Origin of the sequence: Spirillospora albida, assembly GCF_000718255.1 — a bacterium.
GTDB classification, from domain to species: Bacteria; Actinomycetota; Actinomycetes; order Streptosporangiales; family Streptosporangiaceae; genus Spirillospora; species Spirillospora albida.
This window is the reverse complement of the sequence record NZ_JOFJ01000005.1, coordinates 203,583-229,459: the sequence shown is the minus strand read 5'-3', so window position 1 is coordinate 229,459 and position 25,877 is coordinate 203,583. Positions and strand designations below refer to the sequence as shown.

Sequence of the window (25,877 nt, the reverse complement as noted above, 5' to 3'; positions counted from 1 at the left end):
AGCTGCCCCTACTTCTCCACACGTTGTCAGGAGAGAGGTTGAATCGTGACGGGTGACAAGCGTGGCGCGAACATCGGTGAGCTTGAGGAGCTCTCCCGGATCTTCAGTAAGCACTCGCGGAATCTGGATGCGCTGATCAAGGATCTGAACGGCCGGACGGTCAGTAGCACCAACGCCTGGTGGGGGCCGGGTGCCGACCGTTTCCGTGCCGCGTGGGCGGAGGCGAAGACGGCGTTCGACAAGATGGCGATCGCTCTGGAGCAGGGCGGTCAGGACATCAAGAAGTCGCAGCAGAACATCGAGGCCGCGACCCGCTGACCCGCGTCCCCCGGCCCCTCCCCGCAGGGCCGGGTCTTCTCAATGGCGATCATCCTTTGAGAACGGGACGTGATGAACCGGGCCGAGCAAGCAGCAGTACTCCTCCAGCGAGTCCGGCAGCAGGCCGAGGACTACGGACCCGCGCTCATACGCGCGCAGACTCTCCTGCATGAGGGCGCCTTGGTCGGCCCTGCGGCCGAACGCCTGGCGGCCACTATGGTGTCCGCGCACCGCGACACCCGCGCCGCGTTCTACGACGCCTTCGAGCAGGTGCGCCGTGTGGCCGCCGAGCACGGCAACCGCGTTCCCGAGCCCTACATCCCTGGCCCGCTGCCCCCGCCGCGTACTCCGCCGGGCGTCGGTAGCGGCTCACCGCAGGCGCTGACCGCGCTCAGCACCGAACTCACCCGCGCGGCCGGCACCTGGGAGAGCAGCGCACGCGTGCTGAGCGGCATCCTGTCCGGGCTGGCGCTGCCGACCACACCGGCCCGCACCATCAGCGGCGCGGCCCGCCGGGTCTCGTCCCAGAGGGCGGAGGTGGAGCGTCGGCGCGCCGAACTCCTCAAAGCCGAGCAGCAGATCACCCAGAACGCCCTCACCGGGGTCCGCACCTTCGTCGACACCCCCAAGCGCAAGCCGCCGCTTCAGGCCGCCTGGGACGCCCAGTTCAAGCACTTCCTGCCCGGCGTCGGGACGGGCGTCAAGGACCTGGGGTTGATGAGTCTGGCCTACAGTCCCGTGTCGGCTCCGGTCTACTTCGCCGTCAACCGGGACGGCTGGATGAACCGCGGCCCGGTCGGCCAGACCAAGATGATCTACCAGGCCGTTCAGCACCCTGGCCTGTTCCTGAAGTCCATCATCGACTGGGAACAGTGGAAGAAGGACCCGATGAGGGCCTACGGCGAGACCGTCCCCTCCCTCATCATCGCCGCCGCCACCATGGGCACCGGCGCCGGCAGCGGCATCACCGCTCGCTTCAGCACCCTCCTCCGCCGAAAAGAGCAAAAGCCCGAAACCCCAGCCGCCAACACCGCCAAATCCGCAGAAGCTCTCGACGAGGCAGCCAAGGAATCCCCCAAGGCTAAGAACCTCGGCGAACGATCCGCCCCGACCCAAGCGGCTCCGAAAGATCCCGCACCTGGAGCCGCCAGGCCGCCCCAAGACATAAAAGTCGCAGGGGGTAGGCCTTCACCATCCAAAGTCGCTCCTAAGACGCCTCTTAGATCGCCTGCGGAGCTCATGGCGATCGGCAACTCGGGCAGGACCCTCCAACAGATATATGATGATCTCGGCGCCGAGACTGCGGGTAGAGTGGTCGGCGAATATGTGCGCCAAAAATATGAACGAGCTCAAGGCGGGACAAGGTCAGCGAGCCTATATGATCCAGCAGTTTATGAAGCTTCAGATATCACGGGAGAAGTTAGCTGACGTCATCATGCATGCATCCCAGCAAGCATGGGGTGAAGCCGGGTGGTTCAAGTTGGCTAACGGAGATATTATCGTAGCGCCAGGTAAAGATTTCGTTCCCGATACGTTTATCATTCGCACAGACGGCAGTGTCATCACCCGCAAGACCGAGCGATGGCTCGATGAGGAAAATAGAATGCAGATCAGGTACATCGACTGACCGAAGGATGGCATGACAAACATCACACCGCTCGACTATGCACTATATGTTCTCTACACGATGAGGGATGCGCCACCTGATCGCGTCGAGTCGGCTCTCCGCCAGGCAGGAGTCGATCAGAGCAGGCTGCAACATTCTTACAGTCTGGTCAATAAACAGAACTTTACGATGAAGGCTGCCTTCGCCGACAAGAGCAAGATTCTTGCCCCTGCAATCTGGGAGGGTGTCCGCGAAATTCACGGCCGCGAATGCTTTATGCGGTCGTTCCGTCTGCCGATTTGGAACGACTTCCTGCTCGACATCTACGCGACTCCCGAGGGACGAGTGTGGGACGAGCGGTTTACTCGCGCATCGGAGAGTTCCACCACCATCGTTACAAGGCCGGAGGCCCTCGAGCCGTGGAGCGTAACAATGGAGGAAGTCGACGCACAGTTTGGCCCGCTAAGGGTAGAGGAACGATGGCCACCCTACGAATCCTTTTCGATGGAATTTTCCGAGGACGAGGGCAATATCTCAAAGTATGAGGTCATATTTTCCTGGGGATTGCTACAGAAAGTTGACTATGAAGGAACCGTTTTGGCTTAGGAGAGGGGACCCATGATGTCGGCGCGAGACATGAGACATGGAGGTCTTCCATGTGAGATGCAGGTAAGAGACCTTGAGATCTATCTCATTAACCATGTCAACTGAACAGGCATTGATTGATCGCGCACTTAAGATGCTGCAGGTATTATACAAGGAGCGCAAGTGCCCGAGATAACCTACTACGCCATCCTCGATGAAGGCTTTGCTCCTAGTCGCCCTGCGGGAATAGTTCGACGAGTACATGCAACGCCACGTCCTACGGACGAGGCGTTCACCAGAAACATGCAATGGGAACCGACCGAGTTCCTTGTACTGCATTGGCTGGGGCACAACGATGAAGACTATGTAGAAATCACTGCACAGCAGGCCCAAGAAGTGATTGATAGATGGAAGCGCCAGCGTGTAGAGCCTAACGACGGACGATGAGATCGTCGAGTCTGGGCATGGCCAGTGTAAATCCATGACTCCCCCGGGGCCTCCCGTGCCGCATGTGGCCATCTCCGGCGCGGCGGTGCCATTTTGTTCACTTTTGCTCCCTTGCGCACTAGGCTGCTCTCTCCACAAGCTGTCAGGAGAGAGGTCGAACTATGAGCGGTGACAAGCGCGGTGCGAACATCGGTGAGCTTGAGGAGCTCTCCCGGATCTTCAGCAAGCACTCCCGCAACCTCGATGCCCTGATCAAGGACTTGAACGGGCGGACGGTGAGCAGCACGAACGCCTGGTGGGGGCCGGGTGCCGACCGTTTCCGTGCCGCGTGGGCGGAGGCGAAGACCGCGTTCGACAAGATGGCCATCGCCCTGGAGCAGGGCGGCCAGGACATCAAGAAGTCGCAGCAGAACATCGAGGCCGCGACCCGCTGACTCCGCGTCCCCCGGCCCCTCCCCCGCAGGGCCGGGTCTTCTCAATGGCGAGCACCCTTTGAGAACGGGACATGATGAACCGGGCCGAACAAGCAGCAGTACTCCTCCAGCGCGTCCGCCAGCAGGCCGAAGAACACGGCCCCGCCCTCAAACGCGCGTAGACCCTCTTGCACGAGGGCGCTCTGGTCGGCCCTGCGGCCGAACGCCTGGCGGCCACTATGGTGTCCGCGCACCGCGAGGCCCGCACCGCGTTCTACGACGCCTTCGAGCAGGTGCGCCGTGTGGCCGCCCAGCACGGCAACCGCGTCCCCGAGCCCTACATCCCTGGCCCGCTACCCCCGCCCCGCACACCGCCAGGCGTCGGTAGCGGCTCACCGCAGGCGCTGACCGCGCTCAGCACCGAACTCACCCGCGCGGCCGGCGCATGGGAGAGCAGCGCCCGCGTCCTGAGCGGCATCCTCGCCGGGCTCGCGCTGCCCACCACCCCGGCCCGCACCATCAGCGGCGCGGCCCGCCGGGTCTCGTCCCAGAAGGCGGACGTAGAGCGTCGGCGCGCCGAACTCCTCAAAGCCGAGCAGCAGATCACCCAGAACGCCATCACAGGCGTGCGTACCTTTCTGAACACCCCCAAGCGCAAGCCACCGCTGCAAGCCGCCTGGGACGCCCAGTTCCACCACTTCCTCCCCGGCGTCGCGACGGGCACCAAGGACCTCACCCTCTACGGCCTGGCCAACAACCCCATGACCGCGCCGTTCTACTTCGCCGCCAACCGCGACAGCTGGATGAACCGCGGCCCGGTCGGCCAGGCCAAGATGATCTACCAGGCCGTCCAGCACCCTGGACTCTTCCTGAAGTCCATTGTCGACTGGGAGCAGTGGAAGACCGACCCGATGAGGGCCTACGGCGAGACCGTCCCCTCCCTCATCGCCGCCGCCACCATGGGCACCGGCGCCGGCAGCGGCATCACCGCCCGCTTCAGCACCCTCCTCCGCCGCCACGAGCAAAAGCCCGAGACTCCCGCCGCCGACACACGCAAGTCCGACCAATCCCTCAATGAAGCCGCTGAAGAAGCCCCCAAAACCAGAGATTTGGGCAACCATTCTCGAGGTGGAGGCCCAGCGGCGACTTCTCCCACGCAGCCGCCTGGCCCCGCGCCGCGCCCAAATGGTCCCCCCGAAGACATCAGAGTTGCCGGAAAGGAGCCAGATAGTCCCAAGCCTCAGCCTCCACAAAGGACATCGCCTGGTCACCCACCCTCGCCAGAGATTCCGTGGTTCGAAAGGCGTGCGGCTGAGATTGGGGCCGAGATCAAGAAGTTGCCGCGCGGTTCGGGGAAGCCAGATAGGTTGGCTGAAGCGCTCACGAAACTGGGCTTGCCGCATGACGAGGCGGTACGCGCCGCCGTTAAAGCTGCCGAATCCGCATTCGGTGAGGTCGGAGGAACCCCGGCTGCGGTCGGTGGAGGCACAGTAATCCTTCCCAAGATCGCAGCTCAGAACATCGTCTTGATCGTACGGCCGGACGGGTCGGTGGTGGCGGAACGCGGTAATGTCATAGACTTCATCGCACGCTGAACCGGTGGTGAAATGCCCAGAAGAGGGAAGGTGTGAGATGCAGGCAAGAGACTTTGAGATCTATCTCATTAAAACCATGTCAACTGAACAGGCATTGATTGATCGCGCGCTTAAGACGCTGCAGGTATCCGCCAGTGATGCTGAACGCATCAGGCAAGAAGTCCAAGATGCAACTCAGTTGGCGCCTGGTCAGATTCAGAGTCTCATCGAGATTCTTGGCGAGGATGCCTCGGTGCAAGAGCGCGAGGGACAAGATGCAATTGTGGTCCGGTGTGATTTTGATACCTGGCCGGGCTTAACATTTCAGGTTGATGCCAATAACTTGGGGCTATGGACGGAAGCGCGATTCTTGCGGTCTTCCGAGATTGCCCCGCCAAGGCCTGGAGATCCTGTCGAACTCAAGCCATGGATGTTCACGAAGGATGAAATCGCGACATGGTTCGGGCCTCTGGAGGAGGGAGAAGTGTGGCTTCCATATGAAGAATATGGACTTCGAGGTGGATTAGCATCTAAAGAGTCCGCGTATGACGTCGTTTTTTCTTGGGGGCTGCTGCAGCGGGTAGTCCATCGCTGATTCAACAGTCCGACGCTCTCCCGAGATGCACAGGTCATTCATTGCGAGCGCGGTCGATGGAATATTGAACATGCCGTGAGATCAGAGATGCGCTCAACAATCACGTCAGCGTCCGTGAGGTGCTCTCGATCATGTGTTGAGGCGATTGCGGCACAGGTCATGCCAGCAGCCTTGGCGGAGGTAATACCGCTCGGGGAGTCCTCGATGACGAGGCACTCATGCGGCGCACGGTCCAAGCGAGTCGCGCCGGTTAGGTAGGGCGCGGGCGAGGGCTTTCCGTTCCGCGCGTCCTCGGCCGTGACAACCGTGGTGAAGGCATCGTTGAGGTTGAGGAAGTCCAGTACTACGGCCACCTCGTGTCGAGTGGAGCTCGTAACCACGGCGAGGTCATGGCCGGCTTGATGCAATCCATTGACGAGTTCCGTCGCGCCGGGGTAGCTGCGTAGGCTGCTTGCCGCCAGATGTAGGTACAACTCAAGTTTGCGGTCGAGAAGCTCCTCTATCTCGCCAAGTCGGTCCGGACACCGGTCGGAGAAAAAGCCTTGGAAGCCTGCCCGGTCTGTTCGTCCGACGAAGTAGCGGACGTAGTCTTTGTCGGTCATCTGCGGGCTGGTCTGCCGTAAGACGTCCTGAAAGGCTTGGCGGTGGAGCTCCTCGTCGTCGATGAGAACGCCGTTCATGTCGAACAGGACGGCACGGGTTGCAGACCTAGGGGCACGATGCGATGAGGCTGACACTTGAATAGCCCTCGATGGGTTCGTAGTTGAACAGCAGTGCCCCCCGCCTCCTTGGCAAGTCAGGAGGCGGGGGTGTGTCCTGCTCCGTCCGGTGACCTTGATGGCGGCGGGAGGGTGCGTAATTCGCAGGCTCGCGAGCCTTGGCGAATACCACGCCGTCCGCGTATGACTGCTACGGGGGGAACTGGTCGTGGCCTTCCGTGGGCATGAGGGCCCAGACGATCTTGCCCTCGCCGGTGGCAGACGGACGGACGCCGGTGTCCTTCGAATAGGCCGCGATGATCGCGAGGCCTCGGCCGCTGAGAGCATCGAACTCGGCGTCGCCGGCCTGGGGGAGTTCGGGCGCCGGGTCCCAGCACTCCAGGAGAGGGGCGCCGCTTTGGACAGCGACCCGAACGCGGACCGGGCAAGAGGGTGCCGCATTGACGGCATTCGTCACGATTTCGCTCATGACGACGACCGCGTCATCGATCAGGGCTCGGCTGTAGCCCCAGTTTGCCAGGGCGTAGCGGACGAGTTCTCGGGCCAGCACTACCGATGTGCCGACTGCAAGGAGAGTCATCCGCATTTCACCCGAGTTGGGCGCTTCGTGCATTGAAGCTAGATCATTCATCTCCGCCATCCTGTTTCTCGATTCGCCTCACAGGATCGGCATCGCCGGGTTACCGTGCGTTGTATCCAGAAAAACCAGATACACAGGAGGGGCGGATGAGTGCGCGCGAATTGATCGATCCGAAGTCGTCGATGTGGGCGTGGCTGGCCCATGACCTGTGGTTTTACCGCACTCAGCGTGGGCTCTCGCTGGCTCAGACCGGACTGATCGTCAGGGCAGCCCGCGGAACTGTATCCAACTGGGAGGCGGGACGGCTAAGGCCGCACGTCGATCATATGAAGCGTCTCGATGAGGCTTGGAAGACGGGCGGCCACTTCACTCGGCTCCTGTGGTACGCGCAGACGGGGCACGATCCTGTCTGGTTCAAGCAATATGTCCAATATGAGGAGACGGCGGATGTAATCAAGATCTACAACGGAAAGAATCTTCCCGTTTTCGTTCAGACGGAAGCCTACGCCCAATCAATTCTCTGGATGGCTGGTCGCATCCGAGAAGCCGAGACAGAAAGCAAGGCGCGAATGAAGCGGCAATCCATTCTCGCCCGGCCCGAACCGCCTCACGTTTGGATTCTAATTGACCAAGAGGTCCTGGAATGCATGGTCGGTAGCCGTGAGGTCATGCGCGGTCAATTGCAACGCCTGATCGACATCGAAGACAACCCGAGGCTGGTTGTCCGGGTCGTCCCCAGAGCGGCGGGACCTCACCCTGGTCACGATGGAGCCTTCCAGGTCCTGAAGGTGGGAGGGCGTGAGGTCGCTTATGTGGCAGCCCAGATCGGCGGGCGTCTGATCGAAGCCGGTGACGAGATCGCCGGCCTCGCGATAAAGTTCGATCAAATCGGGGCGCTTGCCCTGTCTCGGGACGACTCCCGGAATCTGATCGAGCAGACTAAGAGGATGTACGAATGATCGATTGGCGGAAGAGTTCCTACACCGGTAGCGGTAACGATGATATCTGCGTCGAGGTGGCAGATCTTGGCGGCTGCATCGGCTTCCGGGACTCCAAGGATCCCGATGGTCCTCGGCTTGGGTTCAGCTCTCGGGAGTTCGGTGGGCTGTTGAGGCGCATCCGTCGTGGTGAATTGAATCTGGGCCGGGACGCCACCTGACGCCGTCCAGCGGTGTGGCCTGGGCGGCGTCCGGCATTCCAGCGGTCTTGGGCATGTGATCGAGGGACGTGGTCAGGGCAGCAGCAGCGTCTTGCCGATCGTGGCGCGGTTCTCCAGTGCCGCGTGCGCTTCGGCGGCCTGGTCCAGCGGGAACGTCTGGCCGATGATGGGTTGGATCCGTCCGGCCGCCGCCTCCTCCAGGACGAGCCGCGCCCACTTGGGCCGGTGGGGCTGGTTCTCGGCGAGCTGCTCCATACCGATCACGGTGACCCCGCGCTGTGCCTCCGCGTCCTGATCGATCTCGGTGAACCCGCCGCCCGCGAAGCCGTAGTTGGAGTAGGTGCCGCCGGACGCCACCTTGGCGAGGACAGCCCGGCCGAGGTCGCCGCCGACGCCGTCGAACGCCACGTCCACCGGCCCGACCCGGTCGAGCCAGTCGGGTGCGCTGTAGTCGACCACGAGGTCGGCGCCGAGTTCCTCGACCACCTTCACCTTGTGCGCGCCTCGGGCGGCGCCGATCACACGAGCTCCGGCGGCGTGTGCGAGTTGGACGAGCACGCTTCCGAGGCCACCGGCGGCCGGCTGCACCAGCACAGTTGCGCCGGGTCGCACGTCCACCCGGTCGAAGACGGCGAGGGCCGTCGCGCCGTCGTGCAGCAACGCCATCGCGTCCCGGGTTCCCACGCCGTCGGGGATCGGGATCAGGTTCTCTACTGCGGTGACGACTCGGTCCGCGTACGCGCCGTTCTCGACGTCGGCGAGGACGCGCCGTCCGATCCACTCCCGCTCGACGCCCTCACCGACCGCGGTGACCCGTCCGGCCGCACCGACCCCCGGCACGTACGGCGGGTGCACCGGGAAGATCTCACCGGCCCGTCCACCGCGGATCACCGTGTCGATCGACAGGACCCCGGCGGCCTCGACGTCCACGACGGCCTCGCCCGGCTCGGGCGCCCGGTCCGGAACGGTCTCCACCCGCAGGACCTCTGGGCCGCCGAACTCCGCCACTCGCACGACTCGCATCACTGATCACTGCCTTTCCGCATCGCTCCTGGAGATCATTCTGGAACCTCGACTTTGGTCGAGGTCAAGCGTCCGCAGGGCGCGAGGCGACGCCTTGTCTCGGCGTCGGTCCCTGAGATCGGCTCGACCGGCCTTCGGCGCGGCATCCCAGGACGGCCGGGAGAACTGGCAATTGAGGGGAAAATGTCCGGCTGCTTGTGAATTCCTGTGGCGTGTCGTGCGCTCCGTGAGCAAGATGGAGTGATCGGTGACGAGCGGCAGGGGTGAGCGGGGTTGTTCGTGGCGGGGCCCGAGTACACGCTGGTGGAAGAGCCGCTGCTCCGGCAGCTCGAGGACATGGGGTGGGAACACCTGGCCGGGGCGGAGAGAGGCGACTTCGCCCCGTCCGATCCCGGACGCACCGGGCGCGAGTCGTTCGCCGAGGTGTTCCTGCTCGACCGGCTGCGGACGGCCCTGCGGGAGATCAACCTCCGGCCGGACGGGGAGCCCTGGCTGGACGATCAGCGCATCTCCCAGGCCGTCGGCGAACTGACCCGTATCGCCCCCGCCGGTCTCCTCGAAGCCAACCAGAATGCGACCTCCCTCCTCCTGGACGGCGTGGCGGTCGAAGGGCTGCCCGGCTGGGACGGCGGCCGTGACCAGCGCGTCCACTTCATCGACTGGCGGCACTGGGACCGCAACGACTTCGTGGTCGCGTCCCAGTTCCGGGTGGACATCCCCGGCACGCAGGGGCGGGCGCACATCGTCCCCGACGAAGTGCTGTTCGTGAACGGCATCCCGATCGTCGTCGTGGAGTGCAAGCGCCCGGGCAGGGGCGACGCGATCTTGGAGGGCATCACGCAGATCCGGCGGTACGCGGAGCGGCGGCGGGCGCGGAAGCGGGAGGGCAACCGTCGGCTGTTCCACACCGTTCAGCTGACGATCGCGACCTGCGGCGAACGGGCCCGGCTCGGGACGTTCACCGCCGACCCCGACCACTACCTGCCGTGGCGCGACGCGTACCCGCTCACGGACGAGGGCCTCGCCGCGCGCCTCGACCGCGACGAGGCCGACCTCACCGAGCAGGACCGCCTCGCCGCCGTTGTCCTCGACCCGAGACGGCTCCTGGAGATCGTCCACGACTACGTGACGTTCATGCCGGCCGACAGCGGCGGCATCATCAAGATCGCCCCCCGGTACCAGCAGTACCGGGCGGTGGAGAAGGCCATCGGACGGCTCCTGAACGGCGACACCAAGGCCCTCGACGGGGACGCCGACCGGCGCGGCGGCATCATCTGGCACACGCAGGGCTCCGGGAAGAGCCTCACGATGACCTTCCTCGTCCGGCGGATGCGGTCCATCGACGACCTCGCCGCGATGAAGGTCGTCGTCGTCACCGACCGGACCCAGCTGCAGGGCCAGCTGCGGGCCACGATGGCGCTGACCGGCGAGACCGTCGAGACGGCGAAGAACGTCCGGGACACGAAGGCGCGGCTGTCCGAGCACGGCCCCGCCATCGTGTTCGTGATGATCCAGAAGCAGCAGGACCAGCAGGCGCGCACCGGCGAGCTGGGGGAGCGGACGCCGTCGCTGGGCGAGCTGAACGCCGACGAGTCGATCGTGGTGCTGATCGACGAAGCCCACCGCTCGCACGGCTCCGCGCTGCACATGAACCTGCTCGAGGCTCTCCCGAACTGCGCCCGCATCGGGTTCACCGGCACCCCGATCATCATGGGGAAGCGGAAGAAGACCACGCAGATCTTCGGGTCGTTCATCGACAAGTACCTGATCGCGGACGCCGAGCGCGACGGCGCCGTCGTCCAGATCTTCTACGAGGGCCACACGGTGAAGGGCGCCGTCCGGGACGGCCGTGACCTTGACGAGGTCTTCGAGGACATGTTCGCCGAACACACCAAGGAGGAGCGCCAACTCCTCCAGCGCCGCTACGCCACCCGCGGCGACGTCCTCGAGGCCGACGAGCTGATCGCCGCGAAAGCCCGGCACATGCTGCGGCACTACGTCTCGACCGTCCTACCCGGCGGGTTCAAGGCGCAGCTCGTCGCGGGCAGCCGCCTCGCCACCGTGAAGTACCGAAAGGCGCTCATGGCCGCACGGGACGAGATGGTCCGGGACGCGGAACGGCTGCCCGAACACCTCCGGAGCGTCGACCCGGCGGAACTCGACAACACGCGGAAGGCCGCCCGGGTGCAGGCGTGGAAGCACATCGACCTGCTGCGGGCGATGGACTTCGTCCCCGTCATCTCGGCGGGGACGTCCAACGACGAGCAGCGGTTCAGCGAATGGAGCGACGAGCGGCGGCAGGAAGCGCGGATCGAAGCGTTCAAGCGGCCGTTCCCCGGCGAGCCCGGTGAAGGAGAGCGGCCGATCGCGTTCCTCATCGTGAAGTCGATGCTGCTGACGGGATTCGACGCCCCAATCGAACAGGTCCTCTACGTCGACCGGTCGCTGAAGCAGGCGGAACTGCTCCAGGCCGTCGCCCGCGTCAACCGGACCGCCGAGAACAAGAAATGCGGCTACGTCGTCGACTACTACGGAGTCACGCACCACCTCGCCGAGGCGCTGAAGGAGTACGCGTCCGAGGACGTCGACGGGACGCTCAAGGAACTGCACGACGAGATCGCGAAACTCGGGCCGCAGGCGCGATCCGTCCGGGGGCTCTTCAGCGACAGGGGCGTCACGCCCGGCGCCGACACGCTGGAGGAATGCGTCCGGCTCCTCGAGGACGGAATGCTGCTCGACCGGTTCGAGGCCGAATTGAAGCGGTTCCTCGGAACGGTCGACACCGTCATGCCGAACCCTGCCGCCCGGCGATACATGGGAGACGTGCGGCTGTTCTCGGAGATCGCCCTGCGGGCGCGGCGCCGCTACCGGATCGACGGCGGTGACTTCGACCCCAGCCTGTACGGCGCCAAGGTCCGCGAGCTGATCGACGAGCACCTGGTGTCGCTCGGCATCGACGAGAAGCTGCCGCCGGTGTCGCTGACCGCCGACGACTTCGACGAGAAGGTGGCGGCCCTCCCGGACGCGCGGGCGCGGGCGTCCGAGATGGAGCACGCCGCTCGCGACCACATCGACGTCAACGCCGGACGCGACCCGCGCCTGTACCGGCAGTTCAGCGAGCGGCTCGAGCAGATCCTCCAGGAGTACGCCGACGACTGGGAGCGGCGGGCCCGCGAACTGCAGCGGCTGATCGACGACATGCGCGCCGCTGAGGAGGACGACGGTGGCCCCCTCAGCCCTCTGGAGCGCGCCCTGTACGGGGTGCTTCTGGAGGGGACGGCCGTGGACGCCGTCCAGGACGAGGAGAGCGGCCGCCATCTCATCGACATCGCCCGGGATATCTACGCTCTCGCCATCGTGGAGACCCGGCGGCGCGATTTCTGGCGCGGGCAGGTCAACCAGGAAGGGCTCAAGCGGCACATCGTGCAGAAGCTCGTCGGGTACGATATCGACCCCGGCGGCGCGGTCGCTCTGGCCGACGACCTCGTGAGCGTGATCAGCCGGAACCGGGCGAACATCCCCCGCACCTGAGGCAGGGCGGTGCGCCGATCGTGGTTGTCCGGACCGCATGGCAGGCTGGGACAGTGCACAGCTCCCGCTCGTCCCCGCCGCCCGTTCCCGGTACCGTCCACGTCGGTGACCTGGAGGTACGGGTGCGGGTCAGCGAACGGCGCCGTACCGTCCGGCTGACCGTCGAACGCGACGCCGCCGTGACCGCGACCGTCCCGCCCGGCACCGGCGAGGCGGACCTCGTCAAGATCGTCAAGAGTCGGCGGCGGTGGCTGTACGGGAAGCTCGCCGAGCGGCGCGAACTCGGCGAAGGGCGCCCTCCCCGCGTGTTCGTGACCGGAGAAGGCTTTCCCTACCTCGGACGAAGCCACCGGCTCCTGCTCGTGGACGAGGCGCCCGCGCCGGTTCGGCTCGTCCGGGGGCGGCTGGAGTTGCTGCGTGACTCGGTGCCTGACGCGTCCACGGAAATGGTCCGCTGGTACACCCGCCGCGGCCGCACCTGGCTGCCGCGCCGCATCGAGCCGTGGGCGGAACGGATGCGCGCCACCGTGACCGAGCTGCGCGTCCTGCCGCTGGGTTACCGCTGGGGGTCCTGCACGATTCAGGGCCGCGTCAACGTGCACTGGGCGACCATGCAGCTGCCGCCGGCGCTCGTGGACTACGTCCTCGTCCATGAACTGGCGCACCTGACCCGTCCGGACCACGGGGACGGCTTCTGGGCGCTGGTCGAGCGGAGCATGCCCGACTACGCGGCCCGCCGCGAGCATCTCCGCCGCCTCGGCCCCGACCTATGGCTGCCTTCCTGAGTGCTCCGGGCTGCGCGGCGGCTTGCTGGTCAGATGAGTGATCCGGTGGGGGCGAGGGGCAGACGGGCCATGACCTCGAAGCCGCCGGTCGGGGTCGGCGCCGCGTCGAGCTCCCCGCCGAGCAGCTGGCAGCGTTCGCGCATGCCCAGGATCCCGCGTCCGGCATCGCCGTCGCCGGACGGGCGGAGCGCGGCGGCGCCGTTCGAACGGCCCTGGTCGGTGACGCGGATCTCCAGATGGTCGATCCCCGGATGCACCGCTACCGTCACCCGGGTGGGTCCGGTGTGCCGGATGATGTTGGTGATCGACTCCTGGAGGATCCGGTAGGCGGCGCTGTCCACCGCGCTCGGCAGCGGCGTCGCGGGCGGGTCCATGTCGAGCGTGACGTCCAGTCCGGCGGCGCGCGCCTCGGTGGCGAGGTCGTCGATCTTCTCCAGGCCGGCATGCGGGACGGGGTCGTCGTCGGTGCCGCGGAGGACGCCGAGGATGGCCCGCATCTCCCGCAGCGTCCGCGAACTCGTCTGCTCGATGATCTGCAGCGCCTCGCGCGCGCGTTCGGGACGCTTGTCGAGCACGTGCGCGGTGACCCCGGACTGCACGTTGATGATCGCTATGGCGTGGGCGACGGTGTCGTGGACCTCACGCGCGATCCGGAGCCGCTCGGCGTCGACCCGCGCCCGCGCCACCTCCTCGCGGGTCCGTTCCGCCAGTTCCGCGCGCTCTTGGGCGTCCGCCGCGATGACCCGCCGGGACCGCACGGACTCGCCGAGGGTCGTGCTCATCACCGCGACCCCGATGCGGAAGAACACCCAGCCGATGGCCTCGCGCGGCTGCACGTCGGCCCCCGCGACCAGCCACCCGGCGGCGATGAGCGTGGTGCCCCCTCCGGCGATCGCGAGTGATCGGCGCCCGTCGCCGTAGGCGGCGAGGGTGTAGAGGGCGATGGTGAGGCCGAGCCAGCCGTAGCCGTCCGGGAAGTCGAGGACGTAATAGGTCACGCTGGCGAGCCCGGTCGTGGCGAACACCAGGACCGGCCACAGGCGGCGGACGGCCACGACGAGGCCGCCGACCGCCAGCAGCGCGAATCCGAGGTATCCGGCGTCGGTGAGCGAGCGCTGCTCCGTCCCCCTCGCGGCGGCGAGGGCGAGTGTGCCCTGCACCTGCATCGCGGTGATGAAGAGCGCGAGGAGCACATCCTGGGCCAGCGCGCGCGGCGACAACGACCCGGGGCGGAGTTCCATGCCGCGATCCTATGGTTCGGACCCGCGGACGACGCTGCGCTCATGAGCGCGACTCCGCTACGCCGAGGGACGCATCGCGGAACGGCCGGGATACGCCCGATTGCGTAGACGCCGCCATCCGTCGTCAGAGGCCGTGCCCGCCTCGCTCCCGGGACGATCGCCATTGTGACCGATCACCTTCGCGTATCGAAAAGGAGCGGATGAATGGCTACCGGGACTCCACGTGACGGAACTCTGGCGGGACTCGGGCGATTCTGTTTCCACCGCCGGGGCCTGGTCGTCGTGGCCTGGGTCATCGGCGTCGTCGCCGTCGCGTTCGCCGGCTTCGGATACGGCGCCGCGCCCGACAACGACTTCTCCGGAGGGAACTCGCAGTCGGCCAGGGCGCAGGAACTGATGGAAAGGCACTTCCCCCAGGAACAAGGCGACAGGCTGACCCTCGCGATCAGGGCCGACAAGGGGATCGACGATCCGGCCGCGAAACAGAGGATCGAGAAGGCCGTCGCCGATCTCGCCGCCTCACCCGTCACCGGTCCGGTGACGTCGCCCTACCAGGACACGACTCTGGTCACGAAGGATCGTCGCATCGCCCGGACGACCATCCCGCTGAGCGACAAGGAGGTGAAGAAGAGCGAGGTCAAGCCCCTGGTGGACACCGTCAAGGACGCCTCCGGCAGCGGTCTCACCCTCGCGCTCGGCGGGTACATGGCGGAGAGGGCCGAGACGCCGCCGCAGGGCTCGGCCGAGAGCGTCGGCCTCCTGGCGGCGGCGGTGATCCTGTTCATCGCCTTCGGGTCGCTGGTGGCCATGGGCCTGCCGATCGCGACCGCCCTCCTGGCCATCGCGGCCGGTCTCGCGCTGACGAAACTGGTGGGGCACGTGCTTCCCGCCCCCGACTTCACCCTCGTGTTCGGCGCGATGATCGGGCTCGGCGTCGGCATCGACTACGCGCTGTTCATCGTGACCCGCTACAGGGACGCCCTCCGTGACGGCGACGACCCCGAGAACGCCACGGTCACCGCCATCGCCACCGCGGGCCGCGCGGTCCTGTTCGCCGGTACGACCGTCGTGATCGCGCTGCTGGGGCTGCTGGTCATGGGACAGCGGCTGATGACCGGGGTGGCCGTCGCCACGTCCATCACGGTGCTCATCACCATGATCGCCGCGGTGACGCTGCTGCCCGCGTTCCTGGGCTTCACCGGACGCCGCATCGACTCGCTGCGCCTGCCCCGCCGCGCGTCCCGCCGGAGCCGGACGGTCGCCGCGCCGCGCCGCACGCCGGCCGAACGCTGGGCCGGCCTGGTGCAGCGCAGGCCGCTGGTCGCCGCGCTCACCGCCGGCGGGATCCTGCTGGTGCTGGCCGCCCCCACGCTGTCGATGCGGCTGGGCCAGCCCGACGCCAGCGTCCAGCCCCGCGACCGGAGCAGCCACATCTCGTACGAGATCCTCTCCGAGGGCTTCGGTCCGGGCTACGGGGCACCCCTGGTCTTCGCCGCCGGGATCGACTCGGGAGCCGCCGATCTCGGCCCCGTCGTCGAAGCGGTGAGGAGCACCGAGGGCATCGCCTCCGTCACACCGCCGCGGACCAGCGCGGACGGACGGGCCGTCACCTTCGCCGCCTTCCCCACGACCGGCTACCAGGACGAGGCGACCGCGGACCTCGTGCACGAGCTCCGCGACGACGTCCTGCCCCGGACGGACGGCGGCGCGAACGTCCTCGTCGGCGGGCCGAACGCGGGCACCATCGACGCCGCCGAGGAGTCCGCCTCGCGCCTGCCTTTGATGATCGCGGTCGTCATCGCGATGGCGGTGGTGCTGATGATCGCGCTGGTCCGGTCCGTCACGATCGCGCTGCAGGCCGCGGTGATGAACGTCCTGTCGATCGGCGCCGCCTACGGGGTGGTCGTGGCGGTCGTCCAGTGGGGGTGGTTCGGCCCGGCCCTCGGGTTCCCCGCCGCCATGCCGGTCACGACCTGGGTCCCGATGATGATGTTCCCGGTCCTGTTCGGCCTGTCGATGGACTACCAGGTGTTCCTGATCTCGCGCGTCCGCGAGGAGTACGAGCGGACCGGCGACACCCGCGCGGCCGTCGCCCAGGGACTGGCCCGCACCGCCAAGGTGATCACGGCCGCGGCCGCCATCATGATCGCGGTCTTCACCACCTCGCTGCTCGGCCCCGACATCGCGGTCAAGCAGGGCGGTCTGGGCATGGCCGCCGCCGTGCTCATCGACGCCACCCTCGTCCGGATGATCTTCGTGCCCGCCGTGATGGAGCTGTGCGGCAAGGCCAACTGGTGGATGCCCGGACGCCGCGCGCCGAAGCAGGTCCCGGCACCCCCGGTGAAGGTCGGGGTCTGACTTCGCGACCCCTGCGCCTTCTCAGAAACGCACAACTCAGCCGAAAGGAAATTCCATGCCCATCCGTCGCTTGCTCACCATCGCATCGGCGGCCGCGCCGATGCTGCCCGCACTCGCCGCACCGGCGGCCGCACAGGAGGACGGCGGCGGTGGCCGGGGCGTCTCCGCGGCGGCCGTGCTGCTGGCGCTCGCCGGCCTGGTCGCCGGTGTGCCGGCGCTCCGCTCCGCCGGCCGGCGGGGTCTGGCCCTCGCCGCCGTGGCGTTCGGGCTGATCGGCGGCATCGTCGGCTCGGTCGCACTGGCCGGCTCCGACGCGGACGTCGGCACCGGGAACGGGACGGGCGGCGCCATCGTCGCCGTTGTGCTCGCCCTGGCCGCCACGGCCATCGGCGCCATGGCGCTGGCCCGTTCGCTCCGCCGCACCCCCTGATCGCGGACCGGCCACCGCGCGGCTACGGCTTCACAAGGCCCGTCCGGTAGGCGATGACGACCAGTTGCGCGCGGTCCCGCGCACCCAGTTTCGCCATCGCGTGGCTGACGTGAGTGCGCGCGGTGGCCGGGCTCAGGAACAGCTCGGTGCCGATCTCGTCATTGCTCAGGCCCCGCCCTACCAGGGCCAGCACTTCGCGTTCCCGCCGGGTCAGGACCGCCAGCCGGTCCTCCCCGGCCCGCGCGGCGACCCGCTCCGCGGTGAACTGGGCGATCAGCCGCCGGGTGATGCGCGGGGCGAGCAGCGCGTCCCCGGCGGCGACGACCCGGATGGCGTGCAGGAGCTCGGCAGGCCCCGCGTCCTTCAGCATGAAGCCGCTCGCCCCCGCCTGCAGCGCCTCGAAGACGTACGCGTCGGTCTCGTAGGTGGTGAGGATCAGGACCCTGACATGCTGGAGCCCCTGCGTCCTGACGATCTCGCGGGTCGCCTGGATCCCGTCGAGCCTCGGCATGCGGATGTCCATGAGCACGACGTCGGGACGGGTCGCGCGGGCCAGCTCGACCGCCTCGGCGCCGTCGGTGGCCTCGCCGACGACCTCGATGTCGTCCTCGACGTCGATCAGCACCTTGAACCCGGAACGCACGAGCCGCTCGTCGTCGGCGAGCAGGACCCTGATCGGAGCGCCGGTCGAGGACGCGCCCGCCGCGTTCACGGCCGTGCCGCTCGGACCGGCGCCGGGAACCGCATGCCTCTGCGTCGCATACCGGGGATCCTATTGCCGGGACGGGCGGCGCAGAATACGCCTCCGCGCGTGATCATCTACGGTGCGGAGCGTGGTCAAAGGCCGTTCCCGCACGCAGATCCGCGTAGGCCGATTCCCCTCGGAACCCCGGCGGCGGCCGAACAGGTCACCCTGGTGAGCTGGCTGGGCCGCCGGCCGGATGGGCGTCCGGGTGCCGGAAGCAGGACGACGAGACGGTGAAGACAACCCGCTGCTCGCTCCCCGGACCCGGGATGGGTGCTCGCGCGGACGCGCCATAGCCGCCGCCCGGCGCTTCGGCCGCCAGTTCCCATAGACCTTTGGAGTCCTGTTTGAATGCGGCGATCCGCCAGCCCGATCGCTTCAACCGATCGGTGATCTTCTGCAATGCCGCGACGGCTTCCGCGATGCTCTTGGCGGTGGCCCAGGAGTGGGAGGTGAACATGTAAGGGCTGTGGTCGACATACCAGGGCTGCAGGTACGGATTGACGTCGGGCGACTCTGTAGGTCGCACTTCTCTGCGGTCTTCGTCATATCCGCAGGGTACGGGACCTGGAATGCCTGCCTTCGTCGCGGGCTCCACCGCGGCGCTGCGAAATTCCCTGTCAAGCTGTTGCTTGAATCTTTCGACCTTCGCGTGCACCTCGCGGGGATGGGCCACCGGAAGATTGTTGTTGTTTCGCAGACCGGGCACGCCGTCCCCTCCTGGATTGACCATTTTGCAACCGCCCAGCCCTACCAGGGCCAACGTCACCATCACGGTGAATGATCGCAATATCTGCTCCCAGCGTGGACGTTCTCTGCCGGCCGTGCTCAAGGCTTGGTCGTCGGATCATTGTGCCGGTACGGATCAGTGTGTGCGCCCGCCACCACCAATGCCTGATTCAGCAGGCTTCGAGTAGGTCCCTTTACGGCATCGTACTTCCAGTAGTCGCTGTGCCCTTCCGTGTCGGTGATGAGGCGCTGCGCGCCGAACTGGGGGTCGGACGGTACTACGGGAGGCCCGTTCAGGAAGGGGCCCTGCTGAGCTCCTCCGCCATGGGACGAGCGTCCGAGGTCGGCGACGTGGTCGCCCGATGCCAGCTCTGACCAAACGCGGCTGGAAGACATATGGAGTTGATCGGCTCTCCCCACCTTCATCCCGGGACTCCCCACGGCGATGATGTCGTCCACATTGAGGCCGTTCCCGCTCCGAGCGCCCGCGCCGATGACCGTGCTTCCGTAACTGTGTCCGATCAGGGTGAGGTGCCGGTGCCCATCTCCCTGAGCGGCACGGATGCCGTCGATGAACCGGTCGAGTCGGGGCCCGCCCTCGACGGCGTACTTTCCGTCGCCGGCATCCGTCAGTGAATCCGGAGCGTCGTACCCCAGCCACGCGATCGTCGACACCGGCCGGCCGCCGGCCACAGGCATCGCCGCCCGCCAGAGGTCGTCGATGCGATTGATGTCACCGCCGCTGAAACCGTCGAGTTTGGTCGTCGTCCCTGGGACGTACACGCCGGTGTGGGCAGCCTTGTCCGGGTCTCCAAGGGCGATGATGACTCGCCCATCGGGGCCCGGTGAGGAGTTGCTGACGACCTTCTTGGCATCTGGGGGTAGGTACTGCGAACCGGGAGGACCGTACCGGAGCGGGTCGGGCTTCGGACCGTATCCGTCCCATTGGCCCGCCGTTGTCGAGTTGAGCCCCAGCAGGAAGACCTGCGGGCCCCGACCGGCAGCCGCCCGCGCGTCCAAACCCTGGATCTTCTCCTGGAGGGTGCGTAGTCGCTGCAGATCGCGTTTCTCGTACGGGCTCAGCTCCGGGACGAGCAGCATTTTGGTGGAGAGCTCGTCGATGCGTTTGGCGAGGGTGAGCCGGTTGGCGCGGTCGCGGTCGCGCGCCGGGAGACCGTCGAGCCATCCGATCACCTGTGGAAATGCCTCGATATAGAGCTTGCGCTGTTCCGCCGTCAGCCCCCTCCACCATTCGGCCGTCGCTCGCGCCCCGTCCCGGAGAGGGATGAGGGAGAGGTCCACACCGGTTTTGCGCAGCCGCGCCGCCAACTCCGGGTCGCCCTTCTCCATCTGGGCGGTGAGGACGGCGAATCGGGTCTGCTGGATCAGCATGTCGGTCAGCGCCGCGATACCGGCGCCGGCCTTGTCGGATTCCAGGAGTTCGGCGCGGCGCCGCCGGAGGTCGGGTACCTGCGCGGTGAGCCACCGGCTCGCCGTGTCGAGCCTGCGGGGCGCCGCGCGATCCGCTCCCACTCCGAGCAGGACCCGGTCCAGTGCGCGAGCGGCGTCCAGCCATGCCTGCGCGGTGAGCTCGAACTCGGCGTCCAGCCGCTCGAGCAGCCGGGCGTCTCCGCCGGCGACGCCGAGCCGGGCGCGGGCGTTGCCGACCGGGGGGCGGCCGGGGCTGGGCGAGGCCACCCTCAGGGGAGCGCCCGGCTCCCGCAGCGCGCGGCACCGGACGTCCTCGAAGGCGTCCGTGAATGCCGTGCGGACGCCCCGGTCACGGTCGATCATCGCTCGTTCGAGCGCCACCGCGTGCGGCCCCACCAGTGCGCCGTCGGCGAGGATCCGGTGGGCCCGATCCAGCGCGGAGGCGTACTCGCCCGACAGCATCACGATGCCGCGCAGCGCGGATTCGTATTCGTCCCGCGTCGGCATGACGCCTCCCGGATGCCACCTGCGGCCTCACCACGTGATACGCCCGAGATGTACGCGTCCGCCGCCCCTTGACCCCAAGTGGCCACGGGGGGTCCCGCCGGACGTGGACACCCCGGGGCCGGTGAAGCTGGCCCGCCGCCGGTCACGCGGGCAGGATGGTCCGTCGTGGACACTGACCTGGCGGGATTCCTGCGAGCCCGACTCGACGAGGACGACGCGCTGGCTCGGGCGTGCGCCGGGGACAGCCACTGGACGGACGACGCGATCGCCGTCCTCGCGCCCCAGCTGGCCATCGAACCCAGGCTCCACATCGCGCGGCACGACCCCGCCCGCGTGATGGACGACGTCGCCGCGAAGCGGCGGATGCTCGACTCGCACTACAGCCACCGCGGCGTGTGCCCGACCTGCTTCGACCAGCGGAACAGGCCGATGCTGCGGGAGAGGTGGCCGTGCGAGACCGCGCGCCTGATCGCCCTGCCCTACGCCGACCACCCCGACTACCAGGAGGAGTGGCGTCCGAAGTGAACGGACCCGGGACGCCTCAGCGGCTGTCGAGGATGGCCTGGAAGACCTGAGCCAGTTCGGCGGCGTCCTCGCCCGCGTGGTGCGTGTGCGGGAGCCCTTCGATCTTCAGCTTCTCCTTGATGATGCTCTTGCGGGAGCTGACCCATTCGCAGCCGGTCATGCCCATCCAGTAGCTGCGCAGGTCGATCCCGGCGCCCGACGCGTTGAACGGGCTCTTGCCGAGGAACCGCATGAAGTACCAGTGCACGAACATGCCGTCGAAGACGGCGGGGCCGGCGAGGAAGACGGGACGTCCCGTCCGGCGGAGCCCGTTGATCCACGCGGCGGCGGCGGCCATGGCCTCCTCGGCCGGGGGCGCCTCGCGCAGGAGGCGGTCGCGGTCCAGGCCGGACACCGCCAGCGCCGCCGGCACGAAGTCATCGGAGATCGGCCGGATCTCGGTGTAGAAGGCCAGGTCGGGACGGCCGACGACGGAGATGCCGAGCGAGATCATGCTGTAGGGACCCGGGATGGGGCCGTCCGCCTCGACGTCGACGGCCAGGTAGAGCTCGGGCAACTTGGTCATGGAGAGGAACGTAGACGCCCCCGCCGGGGTGATCCAAGCGAATTACCGCGCCCGGCGCTGGATCCCGTTGCCGTGCGGACCCCTCAGCGGACGGGTTCGCCGTCGCGGGCGACGACGCGGCCCGCCTTCAACACCAGGTCGCGGGGCGGGCGGGTGACCACCGCGGCGGCGGGAGTGTCGGCGGTGACGACGACCAGGTCGGCGGGGGAGCCCTCCGCCAGGCCGTAGGCGGGCAGGCCGAGGGCGCGGGCGCCGCCGTGGGTGGCGGCGTCCAGGGCGATCTCGATGTCCTCGTCGCGGCGGAACGCGCTGCGGTACGCGACGTGCATGGCGCGCTCCAGCATGTCGCCGCTGCCGTAGGGGCTCCACAGGTCGCGGATGTCGTCGTGGCCGCAGGCGATGGTCACCCCGGCGGCGCGCAGCCGCTTGAGCGGCGGGACCGGGAAGTCGAACACGGCCGCCGTCGTCACGGTGATGCCGGCCTCGGCGAGACCGGCGGCCAGGCGGTCCTGGTGGGCGGCGTCGATCTGCCCCAGCGCGTAGGCGTGGCTGACCGTCACCCTGCCGGTCAGGCCGGTCGCCCGGGTCCGTTCGATGATCAGTTCCAGCTCGAACGCGCCCAGGGCGCCGCCGTCGTGGAGGTGGATGTCGATGCCCGCGCCGAACCGCTCGGCCAGGCCGAACACCACGTCCAGGTGGCGGACGGGGTCGCGGTCCATGCCGGCGGGGTCGATCCCGCCGATGGTGGACACGCCCGACTTGAGCGCCTCGGCCAGGAGTTCGGCGGTGCCCGGGTTCCGCAGGATGCCGCTCTGGGGGAACGCGACCTGCTCGACGGTGACCCGTCCGTCCAGGCGCCGAGCCGCTTCCTGGACGGCCTCGACACCGTCCAGCCCGGCGCCCGCGTAGACGTCGGTGTGCGTCCGGACGTGGGACGTGCCGTAGGCGACCATCCGCTCCAGCAGGGCGGCGGCGTTGTCGGGGTCGGGCAGGCCCAGTCCGCCGCGCCGGGTCCGCTCGTTGGTGATCCGGTCGGCGAGGGCGTCCCCGGCGGAATGGGGCTCCCACTCGCGGCCGTACAGGGTCTTGTCCAGGTGGCAGTGGGCCTCGACCAGGCCGGGCAGGACGAGGCGTCCGGCGATGTCGATCACTTCCGCGCCGGGCTCCGTCAACCGCGGTGCGATCGCGGTGATCGTCCCGTCGCGCACCAGGACGTCGGCCGGGCCGGGATGCCGCCAGGGTGTTCCCCCGCGCAGGAGCAGTTCGCGCATGCCTTCGAGTGTGAAGTCGGGGCCGGGGCGGGACAAGGTCCGGCGGGGCGGCGCCGGTCCCGGCGGCGGATAGCGTTGAGGGCCTATGAGCGCCACTCTTGTTGTGAAGGATCTCGCGGCCGGGCACGGGGACCGGGCGCTGTTCTCCGGGCTCGATCTCGTGGTCGCGCCGGGGGACGTCGTCGGGCTCGTCGGCGGGAACGGCGCCGGGAAGTCGTCGCTGCTGAGGATCCTGGCGGGGCTCGCCGAGCCCGAGCAGGGGGTCGTCCAGGCCAATCCGGCGTCCGCCGTCATCGGGTACCTGCCGCAGGAGCCCGAGCGGCGGCCGGGGGAGACGGTCGCGCGGTTCCTCGCGCGCCGGACCGGGGTCGCGCGGGCGCAGGCGGAGCTGGACGCGGCGACCGAAGGGCTCGTCGAGGGACGGCCCGGCGCCGACGACGAGTACGCGGCGGCGCTGGAGCGGTGGCTGGCCGTCGGCGGCGCGGACCTGGACGACCGGGCGGGCGAGGTCGTCGCGGAGGTCGGGCTGGACGCCGGGCTCGACCGGCCGATGACGGCGCTGTCGGGCGGGCAGGCGGCGCGGGCCGGGCTGGCGTCGCTGCTGCTCAGCCGCTATGACGTGTTCCTGCTGGACGAGCCGACGAACGACCTCGACCTGGACGGGCTCGAACGGCTGGAGCGGTTCGTCACCGGCCTGCGGGCGGGAACGGTCGTGGTGAGCCACGACCGCGAGTTCCTCGCCCGGACCGTGGGGAGCGTCCTGGAACTGGACCTCGCCCAGCGGCAGGTGAACCTCTACGGCGGCGGGTACGACGCCTACCTCGCCGAACGGGAGGTCGCGCGCCGCCACGCGCGGGCCGAGTACGAGGAGTACGCCGGGACGCTGACCGCGCTCCAGGAGCGCGGCCGGACGCAGCGCGCCTGGATGGACAAGGGCGTCCGCAACGCGCGCCGCAAGGCCGGCGACAACGACAAGATCGGCCGGAAGTTCCGGTCGGAGGCGAGCGAGAAGCAGGCGGCGAAGGCGCGGCAGACCGAGCGGGCCATCGAGCGGCTGGAGGCCGTCGAGGAGCCGCGCAAGGAGTGGGAGCTGCGGATGGAGATCGCCGCCGCGCCCCGGTCCGGCGCGATGGTGGCGGCGCTGCGGGGCGCGGTCGTGCGGCGCGGCGCGTTCACGCTCGGCCCGGTCGACCTGGAGATCGGCTGGGCGGACCGCGTCGCGATCACCGGCGCGAACGGCGCGGGCAAGACGACGCTGCTTGCGGCCCTGCTCGGCCGGGTCGTCCCGGACGAGGGGGACGCGGCGCTCGGGCCCGGCGTGGTCGTGGGCGAGGTCGACCAGGCGCGCGGCCTGTTCCTCGGGGACGCGCCGCTGATCGACGCGTTCGGCGGGGCGTCCGGGCTCGATCCCGAGCCGGCCCGCACGCTGCTGGCGAAGTTCGGTCTGCGCGCGGCGCACGTCCTGCGCCCGGCGGCCACCCTGTCACCGGGCGAGCGGACCCGCGCCGCCCTCGCGCTGCTCCAGGCCAAGGGCGTGAACCTGCTGGTGCTGGACGAGCCGACCAACCATCTCGACCTGCCGGCGATCGAGCAGCTCGAAGCGGCGCTGGAGTCCTATGCGGGCACGCTGCTGCTGGTCACGCACGACCGCCGGATGCTGCGGGCGGTCCGCACCACCCGCCGCCTCACCGTCGCGGGCGGCCGCGTGACCGACGACCTCGCCCCGGCGGCCGGCTGAACCGGGCGGCCGGGTCCGGCGGATCGGGCGGCCGGGGCGCGTCCCGTTCCGGAGATCGGATCATGGCCGAGGGCCGGGCTGGTCGCGGCGGAGCGTGCCGGTCGCCTTCTTCCTCTTCCCGCCCGGGTCGTAGCAGACGATGCTCGCCCTGTTCTTCTTGCCCGGGGTCAGGGTGATGTCCCCGGCATCGCATCTGGAGTGACCGCCGGAGAAGACCGGCCGGATCGTCAGCGTCCCGCTTCGCAAGCCGATCGGTACGGCCTCGCCGGTGCAGCCCTTGGGCGGATATCGAATCTTCCCGACCTTCCTGCCCGCATCGAGGGTCAGTTCCACTTTCCGGGATCCGCCCTTCGGGTCGCGCAAGTCGACCGTGCCCTTCCAGGTTCCGGCCAGGGCACGCGGAACGGCGACCTCGGCCCTCGGTTCGTCCGGCAGGAAGTCGCGCACGAGGATCGTCGCGCACCAGGCGACCGCGGTGACGCTCACCACGATGGCGAACGCGGTCGCGAGCCGCTCCTTCGTGCGGCGCGCCATCGGCATGTACGAGAAGGCGGAGCGTGGCGGGGGCGAGCCGGGACGGGCATGGGGCGGCGGGGCGGGGCGGGCATAGGGCGGCGGGGCGGGGCGCGGCGGGGGCACGCGACCCGGTGTGGCGGCCCGCCACGGATCGTGGGCGGGCGACGGCCTGCCCGGCGCCGCGACGTCCCACGGGTCGTCGATGATGACCTCTTCCTCGGGGCCGGGCGGGGGCCCGTCCTCGGCGGCGCGGCGCGCGGCGTCGTAGGTCGCGCGTCGCCTGGTGAGGACCTCCATCGCGGCGTTGAGGAGCCGGAGCCTCTCCTCGGCGGCGGGCTTGGCGGCCGGGTCGGTGACGAGGTCCGGGTGGACGGCGCGCGCGAGCGCCCGGTAGGCGCGCCGGATATCGCCGGACGTGGCGTCCGGCTCCAGGCCGAGGACCTCGTAGGCGTCGTGGCCGTCGAGTTCCCGGAAGGCGCCGGACAA

26 protein-coding genes are annotated in these 25,877 nt (G+C 68.4%); 16 read left to right on the top strand and 10 right to left on the bottom strand.

From position 1 onward, the window contains the following. Positions 1-45: 45 nt before the first annotated feature. The 8 genes from IE99_RS0109030 (at position 46) to IE99_RS31770 (ending at position 5,538) form a co-directional block, all read left to right on the top strand. Positions 46-318, top strand: a complete 273-nt coding sequence (locus IE99_RS0109030) for a WXG100 family type VII secretion target (RefSeq protein ID WP_030166584.1) — start codon at positions 46-48, stop codon at positions 316-318. 72 nt (positions 319-390) lie between these two features. Next, positions 391-1,746, top strand: coding sequence for a hypothetical protein (locus IE99_RS0109025; RefSeq protein ID WP_157610160.1), 1,356 nt, complete (start codon positions 391-393; stop codon positions 1,744-1,746). Then, positions 1,712-1,945: a hypothetical protein gene (locus IE99_RS31780; protein WP_211258762.1), complete on the top strand. Its 234-nt coding sequence runs from the start codon at positions 1,712-1,714 to the stop codon at positions 1,943-1,945. The genes IE99_RS0109025 and IE99_RS31780 overlap by 35 nt, the downstream gene beginning before the upstream one ends. A 12-nt stretch (positions 1,946-1,957) precedes the next feature. Continuing rightward, entirely contained in the window at positions 1,958-2,530 is a 573-nt protein-coding gene (locus tag IE99_RS31775; protein ID WP_157610156.1) for a hypothetical protein, read from the top strand. 162 nt (positions 2,531-2,692) lie between these two features. After that, a complete protein-coding gene (locus IE99_RS31075) occupies positions 2,693-2,956 on the top strand; it encodes a prefoldin domain-containing protein (protein ID WP_084219387.1) in 264 nt (87 codons plus the stop codon). Between the two features lie 161 nt (positions 2,957-3,117). Further along, complete coding sequence (locus IE99_RS0109020) at positions 3,118-3,390, top strand: WXG100 family type VII secretion target (RefSeq protein WP_030166575.1); 273 nt, start codon at positions 3,118-3,120, stop codon at positions 3,388-3,390. A gap of 218 nt (positions 3,391-3,608) precedes the next feature. Next, positions 3,609-4,964: a hypothetical protein gene (locus tag IE99_RS0109015; RefSeq protein WP_030166572.1), complete on the top strand. Its 1,356-nt coding sequence runs from the start codon at positions 3,609-3,611 to the stop codon at positions 4,962-4,964. Positions 4,965-5,001: 37 nt separating this feature from the next. After that, positions 5,002-5,538 carry a hypothetical protein gene (locus IE99_RS31770; RefSeq protein ID WP_157610152.1) on the top strand — a complete coding sequence of 179 codons (537 nt, stop codon included), beginning with the start codon at positions 5,002-5,004 and terminating at the stop codon, positions 5,536-5,538. Between the two features lie 38 nt (positions 5,539-5,576). Here IE99_RS31770 and IE99_RS32380 read toward each other — a convergent pair whose 3' ends face one another. Together IE99_RS32380 and IE99_RS0109005 are read right to left on the bottom strand one after the other, a co-directional pair. After that, a complete protein-coding gene (locus tag IE99_RS32380; protein ID WP_281176513.1) occupies positions 5,577-6,275 on the bottom strand; it encodes an HAD family hydrolase in 699 nt (232 codons plus the stop codon). Positions 6,276-6,447: 172 nt separating this feature from the next. Continuing rightward, positions 6,448-6,870 carry an ATP-binding protein gene (locus tag IE99_RS0109005; protein WP_030166568.1) on the bottom strand — a complete coding sequence of 141 codons (423 nt, stop codon included), beginning with the start codon at positions 6,868-6,870 and terminating at the stop codon, positions 6,448-6,450. 113 nt (positions 6,871-6,983) lie between these two features. On the opposite strand from IE99_RS0109005, the gene IE99_RS30165 reads away from it, so the two are divergent. Further along, positions 6,984-7,796 carry a helix-turn-helix domain-containing protein gene (locus IE99_RS30165; RefSeq protein ID WP_051712304.1) on the top strand — a complete coding sequence of 271 codons (813 nt, stop codon included), beginning with the start codon at positions 6,984-6,986 and terminating at the stop codon, positions 7,794-7,796. Then, positions 7,793-7,996, top strand: a complete 204-nt coding sequence (locus IE99_RS31065) for a DUF397 domain-containing protein (RefSeq protein ID WP_084219384.1) — start codon at positions 7,793-7,795, stop codon at positions 7,994-7,996. The genes IE99_RS30165 and IE99_RS31065 overlap by 4 nt, the downstream gene beginning before the upstream one ends. A 72-nt stretch (positions 7,997-8,068) precedes the next feature. Here IE99_RS31065 and IE99_RS0108995 read toward each other — a convergent pair whose 3' ends face one another. Then, positions 8,069-9,019 carry a zinc-binding dehydrogenase gene (locus IE99_RS0108995; protein WP_030166563.1) on the bottom strand — a complete coding sequence of 317 codons (951 nt, stop codon included), beginning with the start codon at positions 9,017-9,019 and terminating at the stop codon, positions 8,069-8,071. 279 nt (positions 9,020-9,298) lie between these two features. Between IE99_RS0108995 and IE99_RS0108990 the strand changes: the two genes are divergently transcribed. Together IE99_RS0108990 and IE99_RS0108985 are read left to right on the top strand one after the other, a co-directional pair. Then, positions 9,299-12,550, top strand: coding sequence for a type I restriction endonuclease subunit R (locus IE99_RS0108990; protein ID WP_037558993.1), 3,252 nt, complete (start codon positions 9,299-9,301; stop codon positions 12,548-12,550). 53 nt (positions 12,551-12,603) lie between these two features. Then, positions 12,604-13,335, top strand: a complete 732-nt coding sequence (locus IE99_RS0108985; protein WP_211258761.1) for a M48 family metallopeptidase — start codon at positions 12,604-12,606, stop codon at positions 13,333-13,335. A 29-nt stretch (positions 13,336-13,364) separates the two neighbouring features. Here the strand turns inward: IE99_RS0108985 and IE99_RS0108980 are convergent, their stop codons facing one another. Beyond that, positions 13,365-14,576 (bottom strand): sensor histidine kinase, encoded by a 1,212-nt coding sequence (locus IE99_RS0108980; protein ID WP_030166552.1) that lies wholly within the window; start codon positions 14,574-14,576, stop codon positions 13,365-13,367. Positions 14,577-14,858: 282 nt separating this feature from the next. Here IE99_RS0108980 and IE99_RS0108975 point away from each other — a divergent pair, with 282 nt between their 5' ends. Together IE99_RS0108975 and IE99_RS0108970 are read left to right on the top strand one after the other, a co-directional pair. Next, on the top strand, positions 14,859-16,934 hold the full coding sequence (locus IE99_RS0108975) for an MMPL family transporter (protein WP_245623120.1): 2,076 nt from the start codon (positions 14,859-14,861) through the stop codon (positions 16,932-16,934). A gap of 55 nt (positions 16,935-16,989) precedes the next feature. Beyond that, positions 16,990-17,364 (top strand): DUF6223 family protein, encoded by a 375-nt coding sequence (locus tag IE99_RS0108970; protein WP_030166548.1) that lies wholly within the window; start codon positions 16,990-16,992, stop codon positions 17,362-17,364. Positions 17,365-17,386: 22 nt separating this feature from the next. Here IE99_RS0108970 and IE99_RS0108965 read toward each other — a convergent pair whose 3' ends face one another. From IE99_RS0108965 to IE99_RS30160, 3 genes are all read right to left on the bottom strand, one after another. Further along, positions 17,387-18,076, bottom strand: coding sequence for a response regulator transcription factor (locus IE99_RS0108965; protein ID WP_030166545.1), 690 nt, complete (start codon positions 18,074-18,076; stop codon positions 17,387-17,389). A 196-nt stretch (positions 18,077-18,272) separates the two neighbouring features. Next, positions 18,273-18,881 carry a hypothetical protein gene (locus IE99_RS31765; protein WP_157610150.1) on the bottom strand — a complete coding sequence of 203 codons (609 nt, stop codon included), beginning with the start codon at positions 18,879-18,881 and terminating at the stop codon, positions 18,273-18,275. A gap of 56 nt (positions 18,882-18,937) precedes the next feature. After that, a complete protein-coding gene (locus tag IE99_RS30160) occupies positions 18,938-20,776 on the bottom strand; it encodes an alpha/beta hydrolase (protein WP_051712301.1) in 1,839 nt (612 codons plus the stop codon). A 165-nt stretch (positions 20,777-20,941) separates the two neighbouring features. On the opposite strand from IE99_RS30160, the gene IE99_RS0108950 reads away from it, so the two are divergent. Further along, complete coding sequence (locus IE99_RS0108950) at positions 20,942-21,301, top strand: DUF6221 family protein (RefSeq protein WP_037558944.1); 360 nt, start codon at positions 20,942-20,944, stop codon at positions 21,299-21,301. Positions 21,302-21,317: 16 nt separating this feature from the next. On the opposite strand, the gene IE99_RS0108945 is transcribed toward IE99_RS0108950, so the two are convergent. Together IE99_RS0108945 and IE99_RS0108940 are read right to left on the bottom strand one after the other, a co-directional pair. After that, positions 21,318-21,866, bottom strand: coding sequence for a hypothetical protein (locus tag IE99_RS0108945; RefSeq protein ID WP_030166539.1), 549 nt, complete (start codon positions 21,864-21,866; stop codon positions 21,318-21,320). An 83-nt stretch (positions 21,867-21,949) separates the two neighbouring features. Further along, positions 21,950-23,137 (bottom strand): amidohydrolase family protein, encoded by a 1,188-nt coding sequence (locus IE99_RS0108940; RefSeq protein WP_030166537.1) that lies wholly within the window; start codon positions 23,135-23,137, stop codon positions 21,950-21,952. 85 nt (positions 23,138-23,222) lie between these two features. On the opposite strand from IE99_RS0108940, the gene IE99_RS0108935 reads away from it, so the two are divergent. Then, on the top strand, positions 23,223-24,875 hold the full coding sequence (locus IE99_RS0108935; RefSeq protein WP_030166534.1) for an ABC-F family ATP-binding cassette domain-containing protein: 1,653 nt from the start codon (positions 23,223-23,225) through the stop codon (positions 24,873-24,875). A 60-nt stretch (positions 24,876-24,935) separates the two neighbouring features. On the opposite strand, the gene IE99_RS32625 is transcribed toward IE99_RS0108935, so the two are convergent. After that, positions 24,936-25,877 carry a J domain-containing protein gene (locus tag IE99_RS32625; RefSeq protein ID WP_051712300.1) on the bottom strand — a complete coding sequence of 314 codons (942 nt, stop codon included), beginning with the start codon at positions 25,875-25,877 and terminating at the stop codon, positions 24,936-24,938.